Annotated in this window: 11 protein-coding genes; 6 read left to right on the top strand and 5 right to left on the bottom strand. The window is 65.7% G+C overall.

All coding sequences use genetic code 11. The features are described 5' to 3' along the window. Positions 1 to 21: 21 nt before the first annotated feature. Entirely contained in the window at positions 22 to 420 is a 399-nt protein-coding gene (locus tag VEA80_RS03425) for a hypothetical protein (RefSeq protein WP_325059288.1), read from the bottom strand. Between the two features lie 120 nt (positions 421 to 540). Between VEA80_RS03425 and VEA80_RS03420 the strand changes: the two genes are divergently transcribed. Together VEA80_RS03420 and hisS are read left to right on the top strand one after the other, a co-directional pair. Beyond that, positions 541 to 2,169, top strand: a complete 1,629-nt coding sequence (locus tag VEA80_RS03420; protein WP_325059287.1) for an aromatic amino acid ammonia-lyase — start codon at positions 541 to 543, stop codon at positions 2,167 to 2,169. Between the two features lie 67 nt (positions 2,170 to 2,236). Beyond that, complete coding sequence (hisS, locus tag VEA80_RS03415; RefSeq protein WP_325059286.1) at positions 2,237 to 3,706, top strand: histidine--tRNA ligase; 1,470 nt, start codon at positions 2,237 to 2,239, stop codon at positions 3,704 to 3,706. 162 nt (positions 3,707 to 3,868) lie between these two features. On the opposite strand, the gene nhaA is transcribed toward hisS, so the two are convergent. Together nhaA and VEA80_RS03405 are read right to left on the bottom strand one after the other, a co-directional pair. Continuing rightward, complete coding sequence (gene nhaA, locus VEA80_RS03410; protein ID WP_325059285.1) at positions 3,869 to 5,122, bottom strand: Na+/H+ antiporter NhaA; 1,254 nt, start codon at positions 5,120 to 5,122, stop codon at positions 3,869 to 3,871. An 880-nt stretch (positions 5,123 to 6,002) separates the two neighbouring features. Further along, the gene (locus tag VEA80_RS03405) at positions 6,003 to 7,031 is read right to left on the bottom strand and encodes a DUF2272 domain-containing protein (protein WP_325059284.1); all 1,029 of its coding nucleotides are present in this window, start codon (positions 7,029 to 7,031) and stop codon (positions 6,003 to 6,005) included. 93 nt (positions 7,032 to 7,124) lie between these two features. Between VEA80_RS03405 and VEA80_RS03400 the strand changes: the two genes are divergently transcribed. The 3 genes from VEA80_RS03400 to VEA80_RS03390 all read left to right on the top strand — a co-directional run bounded on the left by VEA80_RS03400 (position 7,125) and on the right by VEA80_RS03390 (position 9,039). After that, positions 7,125 to 7,382, top strand: a complete 258-nt coding sequence (locus tag VEA80_RS03400) for a hypothetical protein (protein ID WP_325059283.1) — start codon at positions 7,125 to 7,127, stop codon at positions 7,380 to 7,382. Positions 7,383 to 7,384: 2 nt separating this feature from the next. Continuing rightward, the gene (locus tag VEA80_RS03395) at positions 7,385 to 7,681 is read left to right on the top strand and encodes a type II toxin-antitoxin system RelE/ParE family toxin (protein WP_325059282.1); all 297 of its coding nucleotides are present in this window, start codon (positions 7,385 to 7,387) and stop codon (positions 7,679 to 7,681) included. A gap of 584 nt (positions 7,682 to 8,265) precedes the next feature. Further along, positions 8,266 to 9,039 (top strand): DpnI domain-containing protein, encoded by a 774-nt coding sequence (locus VEA80_RS03390; RefSeq protein WP_325059281.1) that lies wholly within the window; start codon positions 8,266 to 8,268, stop codon positions 9,037 to 9,039. Positions 9,040 to 9,169: 130 nt separating this feature from the next. Here VEA80_RS03390 and groL read toward each other — a convergent pair whose 3' ends face one another. Both groL and groES read right to left on the bottom strand, forming a co-directional pair. Next, on the bottom strand, positions 9,170 to 10,813 hold the full coding sequence (gene groL, locus VEA80_RS03385; protein WP_325059280.1) for a chaperonin GroEL: 1,644 nt from the start codon (positions 10,811 to 10,813) through the stop codon (positions 9,170 to 9,172). Positions 10,814 to 10,952: 139 nt separating this feature from the next. Next, entirely contained in the window at positions 10,953 to 11,270 is a 318-nt protein-coding gene (gene groES, locus VEA80_RS03380; protein WP_325059279.1) for a co-chaperone GroES, read from the bottom strand. A gap of 173 nt (positions 11,271 to 11,443) precedes the next feature. On the opposite strand from groES, the gene VEA80_RS03375 reads away from it, so the two are divergent. Then, positions 11,444 to 11,974: a DUF2306 domain-containing protein gene (locus tag VEA80_RS03375; RefSeq protein ID WP_325059278.1), complete on the top strand. Its 531-nt coding sequence runs from the start codon at positions 11,444 to 11,446 to the stop codon at positions 11,972 to 11,974. Positions 11,975 to 12,027 lie beyond the last annotated feature (53 nt).

The raw sequence follows: 12,027 nt of genomic DNA, 5'->3' as shown, positions 1-12,027 counted from the left end.
CTACTCCCATACTCCCTTCCCTTAGTCCCGCAACGCCGTGTTGCGCGTCTGCGCCGCGTCGGCGGCGGCGCTGGCGGCCATTGGCGCGATCAGGATGGCGTCGTCCAACAAGATGCGCAGATTGGTGAATGCGGTTTCGCGTTCGGCGGCGGTGTTGGCGGCCTGAAGCTCGGCGGCGCGTTCGCGCGCGTCCTCGGAGATGCCGTGGAAGATGCAGGGCAGATCCTGCTCGACGCCGGCTTCGCGGAGGCCCGCCGAGAGGCGCTCGGCGTCGGCGGAGAAATCTTCGATGTTGGCGATCAGCGCCGGTGTGACTTCGGTTTGCGCCGTGAGCGCGCGGGCTTCGGTCTCGACCTCGGTGGCGAGGGCGGGGATTTCGGTCAGGTTGACGCTAAGCATAAAAGCGAGACAGGTGAGCATGGGCGGGCGCCTTCTCCGGATTGGTGAAGGGGCGTTGAGCAAGAGCGGCGCCGGGCGCCGCCCTCGCATCGCGCCATGGTTTACGCTAGGGCTTCGCGCCTCCGGGCGAGGATGATTTCAATGCGCACGATCATGCTGGATCAGGCGGGCAGCCTGACCATCGCGGATGTTGAAAACGTGGCCTACGGGCGCGCCAAAGTGGGGCTCGACCCCGCCGCGCGCGATCGCTTGGCCGCGTTCCGCGCCAGGGCCGAAAGCGAGCTGAAGACCGCTCTGGATCGGGACTCGGACACGCGCGTCTACGGCCTCAACACCGGCTTTGGCTCCAACTTCAAGGAATATGTCAGCCCCGGCGATCTCAAGCAGCTGCAGGAGAACCTGATCCTTTCGCACTGCGCCGGCACGGGCCCCAGCGCGCCAGCGCCGGTGGTGCGCGCCACCATGCTGCTGCGCGCCGCTTCGCTGGCGCGCGGGCGCAGCATCGTCCGTCCGGTCGTGGTCGAGACGCTGGTCGACATGCTGAACACCGGCGTGACGCCGGCCGTGCCGCGTTATGGGACAGTCTCGGCCAGCGGCGATCTCGCGCCGCTTTCGCATGTCGCCGCCGTGGTTATCGGCCGCGGCCGTGTGCTCGACGGCGAGGGCCGCGCCGTGCCGACGGCAGATTTTCTGAAGACGGCGAAGGGCGCCTTCACGCCGATTGCGCTGGAGATGAAGGAAGGCCTCGCCCTCAACAATGGCTGCCAGTACTCCAACGCGTGGGGCGCGCTGGCCGCGACGATGATGCGCCGGCTGATCGAAGCAGCGGCGCTCAATGCGGCCATCGGCGTGCAAGTGATGCGCGGGGCCGGCCGGCCGTTCCGGGCCGATCTGCATGCGCTGCGGCCGCATTCTGGTTCGCAGCAGGTGGCGGCCTGGGTGTTCGATCTGCTCGACGGCTATCAGTTCCGCGATGTCGGCACGGACGCGAAGTACGATTACGATCAGAAAATCCAGGATCCCTACAATCTGCGCTGCGCCGCCCAGGTGCTGGGCCCATGCCTCGATCTGATCGAGCGTGCGGAGACGACGCTGACGATCGAGGCGCGCAGCGTCACCGACAACCCGATCGACCTGAACACGGACGTCGACAGCTACGATCTCGATCTCATCACGTCCGGCGGCCATTTCCACGGCATGCCGCTGGCGGTCGATACTTATGGATTGCTGCAGGCGGCGGCGATCATGGCGCGGCTCTCGAACCTACGCTGCATGCGCATCGTCGATGCGGCGCGCAATAAGGGGCTGGGGCCGCAGGTGCGCGGCGCCAATGCGAAGGCGACCGAGTCCGGGCTGATGATCAGCGAGTACACGACGGCGGGCCTCTGCAATCACATATGGGGGCTCGCGGCGCCCTCGCACGTGATGTCGATCTCGACCGACAGCGGCCAGGAGGACCATGTCAGCATGGCCGCCAATGTGGCGATGCGGGCCTACGAGGCGGCGGAGCGGCTGGCGGAACTGTTCGCGATCGAGCTGGCGTTCGCGGCGCAGGCCGAGCGGGTCAGGCAGGCGGAAATGGGCGAGCCGCACGCGCTCGCCCCGGCCGCGCTTGGCAAGGCGACGCAGGCTGCTCTAAAAGCGGTCGACAAAGCGTTCCCGCCGCTCGATGGCGATCGAGAGCTCTCCTGGGATTTGATGCAATTGGCTGAGAAGGTGCTCACCGGCGAGATCGCGCAAGCGAGCGGCTACGCCTTCGCGCGACATTGAAGCGCGTCCGAACGGCGCGCAAAGGCGCCCGCACTGATCACGCCAGCATGCAGTCCAGGAAATCATCATGAGCACCGAACCTAAACTCGTCACCGCTGAAAAGCCGCGCGGCTTCGCCGACAAGCTCGGCGAAGAAGCCGGCGCCGAGGAGCGCATCGTTACGGCCGTCGGACGCGTTTTCGAGAAGTGGGGCTTCGATCGGCTGGAGACGCCGGCGATCGAATACACCGGCGCGCTCGGCAAGTTCCTGCCCGACACCGACCGGCCGAACGAAGGCGTGTTCTCGTTCCAGGACGACGAGCGCTGGCTTTCGCTTCGCTATGATCTCACCGCGCCGCTGGCGCGCTTTGCGGCTGAGAACCGCGATGCGCTGCCGAAGCCGTTCCGGCGCTGGCAGACCGGGCCGGTGTGGCGCAACGAGAAGCCGGGGCCGGGGCGTTTCCGCCAGTTCGTACAATGCGACGCCGACACCGTGGGCTCCGATAGTCCGGCGGCGGACGCCGAGATCGTCGCCATGGCCGGCGAGGCGCTGGAAGCGATCGGCGTGTCGCGCGAGGGTTATCAGTTCAAGATCAACTCGCGCCGGATCCTCAACGGCGTTCTGCTCGGCGTCGGCGCCGCCGACGACAAGGCGCGTCTCACGGTGATGCGCGCGATCGACAAGCTCGACCGCGTCGGCGTCGACGGCGTCGCGGCGCTGCTCGGCACGGGGCGCAAGGACGAATCCGGCGATTTCACGCCGGGCGCCAATCTCGATCCGGCCAGCGTCAAGAAGGTGATCGACTTCGTGACGCTGCCGACGGACTCGCGCGCCGCCGTGCTGAGCGGACTCGAGCGGATTGTCGGCGACAATGACGAAGGCAAGGCGGGTTTGAAGGAGCTTGCCGGCATCGATGCGGTGCTGAGCGCGCTCGGAGTCGGTGACGCGCGCGCGCGGATCGATCCGTCGGTGGTGCGCGGGCTCGAATACTATACCGGCGCCGTCTACGAGGCCGAGCTCACCGCGACGGTGCAGGACGAGAGCGGGCGGCTCGTCCGCTTCGGCTCTGTCGGCGGCGGCGGGCGCTATGACGATCTGATCGCGCGCTTCACCGGCGAACGCGTGCCGGCGACCGGCTTTTCGATCGGCGTCAGCCGTTTGATCGCGGCGCAACGGGCGCTGGGCCTCGGCGGCGCGCATGGCGCCGATCCGCTCGTGATCGTGCTGGCGATGGATCGCGAGCGTATGGGCGATTACTTCGCCATCGCCGGCGATCTGCGCGCCGGCGGCGTGCGCGCCGAAGTCTATCTCGGCGGGGCCGGGATGAAGGCGCAGCTCAAATACGCCGATAAGCGCGATGCGCGAATCGCCGTGATCCAGGGCGGGGACGAACTGGCCAAAGGCGTGGTGACGCTGAAGGATCTGAAGCTCGGCGCGGAGATCGCCTCCAAGCTGGGCGAGGACCGCGAGGCCTACGCCAAGGCGCGCGAGCAGGTGCAAAGAGAGGTTCCACGCGCCGAGGTTGTAGCCGCGGTGCAGCAAATGCTCGCCCGCTGACGGCAAGCGGGCAAATACGACACTCGGCGCTTGACCGGTCGTCTTGTAGGCGTAATTTCGCCTTGATCGTCGCCGTCGCGGGCGGTCGCGTTTCGGGGAGGAGACGCCTTCAAATTGCGACGTGAAGCGGCCGCGCCAGGGAATGGTGCGGCCGTTTTATTTTCAGCGCTTACGCGGCGCGTCGATGTCTTCGAGCAGGCCGTGGCGCTCGGCCGCTTCTTCGTCAGGACCCAGGGTCGCGTGCGCGGCGCCGGCGCGCCGGCACGCCCACGCCAACACGGCCAGCCCCGCGCATGCGGAGATGAGCGAGCCGCCCAGCACGCCGAAACGCACCGGCGTCGCAAGCTCGCCCGAACCGAATGCGAGCGTGCCGATGAAGAGGCTCATGGTGAAGCCGATGCCGGCGAGCATCGCCGTGCCGAGCATTTGCGCGAACGTGCCCGGCGCCCGCTGCTTCATGATCGCGCAAGCGAGGTAGGAGCTCAGCGTGATGCCGATCGGCTTGCCGAGCACAAGTCCGGCGGCGACGCCGAGCGCGATCGGATGCAGAAGCGTCGCGGCGCCGGCGCCGGCGAGCACGACGCCGGCGTTCGCCAGCGCGAAGATCGGCATGATGCCGAACTGCACCCAATATTTGAGCGTGTGCTCGGCGGCGACGAGCGGCGAGCGTCCGTCCGGGCGGCGCATCGGGATGGTCATGGCGGTGAGCACGCCGGCGATGGTGGCGTGCACGCCGGAGAGCAGCATGAAACCCCAGAGCACGAGCCCGAGCAGCCAGAACGGCGCCAGCGCCTTCACACCAGCGCGGTTCATCAGCAACAGCGCGCCGAACGTCACCGCCGCGCCGCCGAGCGCCCAGCCGGTGAGCTGCGTGGAGTAGAACAAGGCGATGACGAGAATGGCGCCGAGATCGTCGATGATGGCGAGCGCCAGCAGGAAGAGACGCAAGCCGCCGGGCACGCGCGAGCCGAGCAGCGACATGACGCCGACCGCAAACGCGATGTCGGTCGCCGCCGGAATGGCCCAGCCGCGCAGATAAGCCGGCTCGTGCGCGTTGAGTGCGACGTAGATCAGGGCCGGCGCGGCCATGCCGCCGAGCGCGCCGACCATTGGCAGCGCCGCTTCGCGCGGGTTTTTGAACGGGCCCTCGACGGTCTCGCGCTTCAGCTCGAGGCCGACATAGAGAAAGAAGATCACCATCAGCCCGTCATTGATGACGAGGTGGAGGTTCAGCGGATGGGCCGCCGCGCCGAAGCCGACGCTGAGGCCAGCGATCTGGTCATCGAGCAGGTGGTGGAAGGCTTCGCCGGTCGGGCCGTTCAGCAGGATGAAGGAGAGGATGGTCGCCGCGACGAGGACATAACCAGGCGTCGTGTCGCGTTCCCACCAGTGCTTCGTCTCGCCCGTTGCCGCCATTTTATCCGCTTCTCTCGATTTGAAGGGCGCAACCTAATGCGCTGCGCCGATTGGACAACATAAACCGAAGGCGGCGCGCGCGTTCGCCGCAACGTGGAGCGCCGTCGCCCTCGCAGACGCTTGCGCACGCAAAGCGCGCAGCGTTCGCGAGCGGCGCGACCCGCTCCATTCGCCATTCGCTATTCGCCATTCGCTCGCGCAGCGAGAGGCGGGGCGCGTCGGACGCGCTGGGGTAGTGCCGAGTGCGCTACGCATCGCTGCGCAACGCTGCGCGTCGAACGCGCCCCGTATCGACCGTTTGTCCCGGATTGGCGACCAGGAGTTTTTGGCTCACCAGCGCACAGAGCACGCAGGGGCCTTGGCTCCTTATGGCCACGAGCCGGTTCAGCGCGTCGGAGTCTTCCGAAAGACTCCGGACCCTGCGGTTTCACGCCCCGCAGGCAATGCAGACCTCGTTCGCTTCGCCCTACGAACCTGGAAAGCGTCGTACCCTCTGCAAGGGCCCTCTCGACATCCCACGTCCGCGGACTTCCTCAACGATGGGCGTCACGTCGTTTCTTTGTGAACGGTGTGCCTTCGTGTTTTTTTACCACGGCGACACGACGACTTCACAGCGATCACAACGCTCCTCCTCCATCGAAGCGACGCCTGCCGCGCCGGTCGATGCGCTCACATTCCAAAGTTTCGGAGCTCTTCGAAATCCTCTCGTGTGAGAGCAAGGGCATTATACGCCAGCTCAGGCGCGGTCGGATTTCTTTTGTGCGCTGCGTGTGTTTTCAACGGCTTGCGCGAAAAAGCGCGGGGATAGAGACGCCGCCCATCCCCGCAAAGGCCCCGCCAAGCGGCAAGCGTGAGCGGCCAACTCGCGAGCCAAACCTTGCTATCGGAAGCGCGGCGGCGGTTGCTCCGGGCGGGCCGTGAGATGAGGCGCGCGCATGAGCGCAGCGTCGCTGGCGGGCGCGTCGAGCGCGAGCACGGCGAACAGGCGCTCATCGGAGCAGAGCTTTTCTCCATGGCAGACCGAGCGCACGCGCCAGGCGCCGCCGATGAAAGTGAGGCGATAGGGGACGAGCGAGACGGCGTTGTCGACATTGCCGCCGATGGCGAGCGCGAGGCCGGTCGGCCCATCGATGGCGACGACAAGATCGCAATGCATCTGCGCCTCGTCGCGGTTGTCGCGGCGGGCGGCGAGACCGTTCGGGCGATAGTCGGCGCGGCCGCTGCAGAGCAGATCGCCGATGGTCGGCAGGCGATCGGTTTCGTGTGCAAGATAGCGATGCGCGGCGCGTTCATCGCTGGCGGCGATGGCGGCGTCGACATAGTCGCGGTGGGCCCAGGAGCGGCGGAAGTTTTCGGCGCCGGCTTCGCACATGAGCCAGGAGATGAACGCAGCCGACCACGGCGTCGACCAGCCCGGATTGGCGCGGTGCTCGCGCGCGTGGCGGCGCCAGAGCGCGTTGGCGTTGCGGATTTCGTAGCGGCCGGTGTTGGCGACGCGGCCGCTGCGCACGCCGCTGAGCGCCGCCCAATAGCCGCCGACCGCTTGCAGCATGACCGGATCGCGTTCGGTGTAGGGGCGCGCGTTGGTGTGCGGCAGTTCGGGGAAGACGTGGCGCAGCTCGCTCGCGCTGGCGCGCTGCGACAGCGGATAGCCGAAGCGCGCCCATTCCTGCACGGCGAGATCGACCAGGCGCTGACGGAGATCGCCTTGCGGCGCGGGCGCGCAAGTCTGCGCGCGGTGCGCCCGGTAGGTGGGATATTGTGCGCCGTTGGCGGCGCGGCGGAAGCTGATTTCGCCGCGCGCGAGCGGGGAGAAGCGCGGGTAGGTGTGGCGCGGCGCGTCCGCATGCGCGCAGGCGGCGAGGAGCGCTGCGGCGCAGAGGGCGGCGATGCGGCGGAGGAAGATCACGGGGCAGTTTTGGCCGCTGGGCTCGGTGAAGGTCAAATCGGGCGGAGGCGCCGGGCGCTGGCTCGGGAGCCGCTGGCGTGATAAAAGGACGCCATGCAGGTGGTGCTGTCCCCCGAGTTGTCCGCCATTGTCGCGCGGCTGCGCGCGACTGGTCAGTTCGAGAGTGACGAGGCGATTTTCCGAGCCGCGCTGGTCGATCTCGACCGTCGCGCCAGTGCTTGGGAAGAAAAGCGCGGCGCTCTTAAAGCCGCGATCGCCGAAGGCGTCGACGGGCCGTTCGAGGACTGGGACATGGACGACGTGCGCCGGGAAGTGGCCGCACGCCTCGCCGAACGCGCTGCTGCCGAATAGGCATGATACGGCGGTCGAGCAGAGCGCGGGCCGACCTTATCGAACTTGCGCTTTTTTATGGCGAACGCAGCCCGGCCGCGGCGTACAAGCTGCTTGATCGCATCGAACAGGGCGCGCGATTGCTGGAGGAGCATCCTCTTGTCGGCCGCCTGAGGCCGGAACTCCGTCAGGACTTGCGCTCTTTCCCTGTGCGACCGCTCGTGCTGTTTTATTTGCCGCGCGTGGACGGGATCGAGATCATCCGTGTGTTGCACGGCTCCCGCGACATCGGCTCGGACATGTTCGAGGACGTGCAGTAGCGCGGACCTGAGCGGTTACATGTCGAAGAGCGCCGCTTTCTTCACGGAAGCCGAATGGTGCGTAGGTCTTCCAAGACTCCCTGCGGGTGCCCGAGGCCGTCGGGCCCTTGCGCGTGCCGCGTGCCGAGGGCAATGCCGCCGCCGCACGCCGTCCGCGCCTCCCTCCTTGCGCGTCTTCTACCAGACGTTGGATTTGTGATTGAAGGTGGGTAGATTGGCGCGCGCAGATATGGAGCCGTTGCTCATGCACGTACCGCGTCCGCGACTTCCCGAAAATCCACCGGACTGGCTCGATTCAGTCGACAATCCGGATGGCTTCGATCCGCCGTGGCCGCCGGAGTTTGGCGTATATTTTGAACGCCGGTTCGAGTGCGAATGCGGCGAGGTGTGGGTCGATCTTCACGACTGCGACTGCAATGATCGCTGCCCCTCGTGCAATCTAGAAGTTGAGCCGAGCGAAACGAAAGAGAGGGACGCCTTAACAGGCGCTTATCTTTGACGGCTTTGCGTGGCGCGCGAGTCCGTTTGAATGATCATTAACCGGGCGAGACGATCCTCGGCGCTGCGTAAGGTCGAGGGCGAAGGTGAGGCTCGGATTTCGCGAAGAGAGCGTTCCGTATGATAGCGGAAGTCAGCGCGCCCGTTTCTGGACTGAGGAATGGGCGGGGCGGGAGCTCTATTGCCTGAATTGCGGCGCGGAACGACTGCGCCAGCTTCCGAACAATACGCCTGTGGGCGATCTCGTTTGCGACACCTGCAAGGAAGAATACGAACTCAAGAGTCAGGCGCGGAAGAGCGACCGAGTGCCGGATGGCGCGTACCGAACGATGTTGGAGCGGCTGGCCGCCGGCAACAATCCGAGCCTTATGCTGCTCTCGTACGATCGTGCGCGGCATGCGGTGACCAATGTCGCTGTGGTGCCGAAGCACTTCTTCGTGCCGGACATCATCGAGGCGCGAAAGCCGCTGAAGGCGACCGCGCGCCGCGCGGGTTGGGTCGGCTGTAACATCTTGCTGAGCAAGGTGCCCGAGGCTGGCCGCATTTACGTCGTGCGTAACGGCGCAGCTCTGCCGAAGGACTTGGTTCTTGAGAATTGGAGCAGGACTGCGTTCCTGCAAGACATGCGGCTGGAGAGCCGAGGTTGGCTGCTGGAAGTGCTGAAGTGCACTGAGTCTATCGGACGCGCCGAGTTCGAGTTGTCCGATGTGTATGCGTTCGAAGCGCACATGCAGCAGCTCTATCCTGGCAATCAGCACGTACGAGAGAAGATGCGTCAGCAGCTTCAGGTGTTGCGAGACAAAGGCTTCATCGAGTTCCTGGGCCGGGGGCGTTATCGGATGGCGAAAGGCGTAGCCTGAAATATGGACCGGGAGCGGTCACAAGAAAAACGGCGGAGCTTGCGCTCCGCCGTTTCCGTTTTGGTGCTTGGTCTTGCATGGACCCCGGAATGGCGATGTGTCGCCATCCGGGGTGATCGGCTGTGGCCGATCAGAAATCCATGCCGCCCATGCCGCCCATGCCGCCGCCGGGCATGCCGCCGCCGGCGGCTTCCTTCTTCGGCGCTTCGGCGATCGAGGCTTCCGTGGTGATGATGAGGCCGGCGACCGAGGCTGCGTCTTGCAGCGCGGTGCGGACCACCTTCACCGGGTCGATGATGCCCGCCTTCACCAGGTCGACATATTCTTCGGTTTGCGCATTGAAGCCGAAATTGTCGTCCTTGGAGTCGCGCAGCTTGCCGACCACGATCGAGCCTTCGACGCCGGCGTTTTCCACGATCTGACGGATCGGGGCTTCCAGCGCCTTTTTGACGATGGTGATGCCGACGTTCTGGTCTTCGTTGTCGCCCTTGAGGTTGAGCTTGAACGCCGCGCGCAGCAGCGCGGTGCCGCCGCCGGGGACGATGCCTTCTTCCACCGCGGCGCGGGTGGCGTTCAGCGCGTCGTCAACGCGGTCCTTGCGCTCCTTCACTTCGACTTCGGTCGCGCCGCCGACCTTGATCACCGCAACGCCGCCGGCGAGCTTGGCCAGACGTTCTTGCAGCTTCTCGCGGTCATAGTCGGACGTGGTGTCCTCGATCTGGCGGCGGATCTGGCCGATGCGGCCTTCGATGTCGGCCTTGGCGCCGGCGCCGTCGACGACGGTGGTGTCGTCCTTCTTCACGACGACCTTCTTGGCCTTGCCGAGCATGTCGAGGGTAACGTTCTCGAGCTTGATGCCGAGGTCTTCGCTGATGACTTGGCCGCCCGTCAGGATGGCGATGTCTTCCAGCATGGCCTTGCGGCGGTCGCCGAAGCCCGGCGCCTTCACCGCCGCGACCTTCAAGCCGCCGCGCAGCTTGTTGACGACGAGCGTGGCGAGGGCTTCGCCTTCGACGTCTTCAGCGATGATCAGCAGCGGGCGCTGCGATTGCACCACGGCTTCGAGCACCGGGAGCATCGGCTGCAGCGAGCTGAGCTTCTTCTCGAACAGAAGAATCATCGGGTCGTCGAGCGTCGCTTCCATCTTGTCGGCGTTGGTGATGAAGTACGGGCTCAAGTAGCCGCGGTCGAACTGCATGCCTTCGACCACTTCGAGTTCGGTCTCGAGCGACTTTGCTTCTTCGACCGTGATGACGCCTTCGTTGCCGACCTTGGCCATCGCGTCGGCCAGGAACTTGCCGATGTCGGTGTCGCCGTTGGCCGAGATGGTGCCGACTTGGGCGATCTCTTCGGAGCCCTTCACTTTGCGCGAGCGGGTCTTTAGGTCTTCGACGATGGCGGCGGTCGCCTTGTCGATGCCGCGGCGCAGATCCATCGGATTGCGGCCCGAGGCGACGGCCTTCATGCCTTCGCGGACGATGGCTTGGGCGAGCACGGTGGCGGTGGTGGTGCCGTCGCCGGCTTCGTCATTGGTCTTCGAAGCGACTTCACGAATGAGCTGAGCGCCCATGTTCATGAACTTGTCTTCGAGTTCGATTTCCTTGGCGACGGTGACGCCGTCCTTGGTGGTGCGCGGGGCGCCGAACGACTTTTCGATCACGACGTTGCGGCCCTTCGGGCCGAGCGTGACCTTCACCGCGTTGGCGAGGATGTCGACGCCTTGGAGCATGCGCTCGCGGGCGTCGGAGCCGAAGTTGACTACTTTGGCAGCCATGGTGTGTGTACCTCTGAGTTTGAATTCAACCGATGGAGAAGGGCAGTAGGCAGTAGGCAGTGGGCAGTAGGGGCGCTGAGCGTGAGGCTGGCGCGGTGCGCCTACTGCCTATTGCCCACTGCCTACTGCCCGGCAGCCGTTAGGCCGCTTCCTTCTTCGCCTTCTTCGTCTCGATGACGCCCATGATGTCGGACTCCTTCATGATGAGGAGGTCCTCGCCGTCGATCTTCACTTCCGTGCCCGACCATTTGCCGAACAGGATGCGGTCGCCGACCTTCACGTCCATCTTGATGTACTCGCCGTCTTCATCGCGGGCGCCCGGGCCGACGGCGACGACTTCGCCTTCTTGCGGCTTTTCCTGAGCGGTGTCCGGGATGATGATCCCGCCCTTGGTCTTCTCTTCTTCCTTGACGCGCTTCACGACGACGCGGTCGTGCAGGGGACGAAAGTTCGCCACGTAGCTACTCCCTTGTTTTAAGGCCTTTTAGCTCCGAGCGGCCAGTTTGGCACTCGCCGCGCTCGGTTGCTAACGGGCGGCATTTAGGGGCCCGGCCGCGGGAGGTCAACAGCCGCGCGGCGGTAAGATTTTCTCATTGCCATGACAGAGAACTTTGTATATCAAAGTAACTCATGGATTTGCCGCTGAAGCATTCCGACAGCGCCCGCGACCGTCGCACGAGCCTCGTCATTTTCATTGGCTGCTTCGTCGTGATGGTGGCGGTGCTCGCGCTGACGCCCGGCGCGCTCGGCGTGGCGGCGCCGCAGCGGCTCAAGTTCGACCTCGCGCCGTTGCTGCAACAGAGCTGGCTGGTGCAATTCCACGTCTGGACGGTCGCGACTGCGCTGCTGCTGGGGCCGGTTCAATTCGTGCTGCCGAAGGGGACGGGCGCGCACCGCGTGTTCGGCTGGATCTGGGCGAGCGCAATGTTGGCGACGGCGATCGCGACGTTTTTCATTCGCGACATGCGCGACGGTCAGTTGAGCCCGATCCACATCTTCTCACTAATGGCGCTGATCGGCGTGCCGCTGGCGGTCTGGCTCGCGCGTGTGAAGGCGATGTCGCACGCGCGGGCCATGACCGGGCTCTATATCGGCCTCGTCATCGCCGGCGTGACGGCGATTGCGCCGGGGCGGGTGATCTGGGCGATGTTCTTCAGCTGATCGCTGGCAAAGAAAAGAGCCGCCCCTTGCGGGGCGGCTCCAGTTTCTGTGCG

It is taken from the genome of Vitreimonas sp., from assembly GCF_035627415.1.
Lineage (GTDB): Bacteria > Pseudomonadota > Alphaproteobacteria > Caulobacterales > Aquidulcibacteraceae > Vitreimonas.
The sequence above is the reverse complement of the archived record's forward strand: the minus strand, read 5'-3'. Positions and strand labels throughout refer to the sequence as shown.

Bases quoted from the DNA above. Each gene is read 5' to 3' on its own strand.
- nhaA (WP_325059285.1), bottom strand. From the start codon at position 5,122: ATGGCGGCAACGGGCGAGACGAAGCACTGGTGGGAACGCGACACGACG.
- VEA80_RS03375 (WP_325059278.1), top strand. From the start codon at position 11,444: ATGGATTTGCCGCTGAAGCATTCCGACAGCGCCCGCGACCGTCGCACG.
- VEA80_RS03420 (WP_325059287.1), top strand. From the start codon at position 541: ATGCGCACGATCATGCTGGATCAGGCGGGCAGCCTGACCATCGCGGAT.
- hisS (WP_325059286.1), top strand. From the start codon at position 2,237: ATGAGCACCGAACCTAAACTCGTCACCGCTGAAAAGCCGCGCGGCTTC.
- VEA80_RS03400 (WP_325059283.1), top strand. From the start codon at position 7,125: ATGCAGGTGGTGCTGTCCCCCGAGTTGTCCGCCATTGTCGCGCGGCTG.
- VEA80_RS03395 (WP_325059282.1), top strand. From the start codon at position 7,385: ATGATACGGCGGTCGAGCAGAGCGCGGGCCGACCTTATCGAACTTGCG.
- VEA80_RS03425 (WP_325059288.1), bottom strand. From the start codon at position 420: ATGCTCACCTGTCTCGCTTTTATGCTTAGCGTCAACCTGACCGAAATC.
- groL (WP_325059280.1), bottom strand. From the start codon at position 10,813: ATGGCTGCCAAAGTAGTCAACTTCGGCTCCGACGCCCGCGAGCGCATG.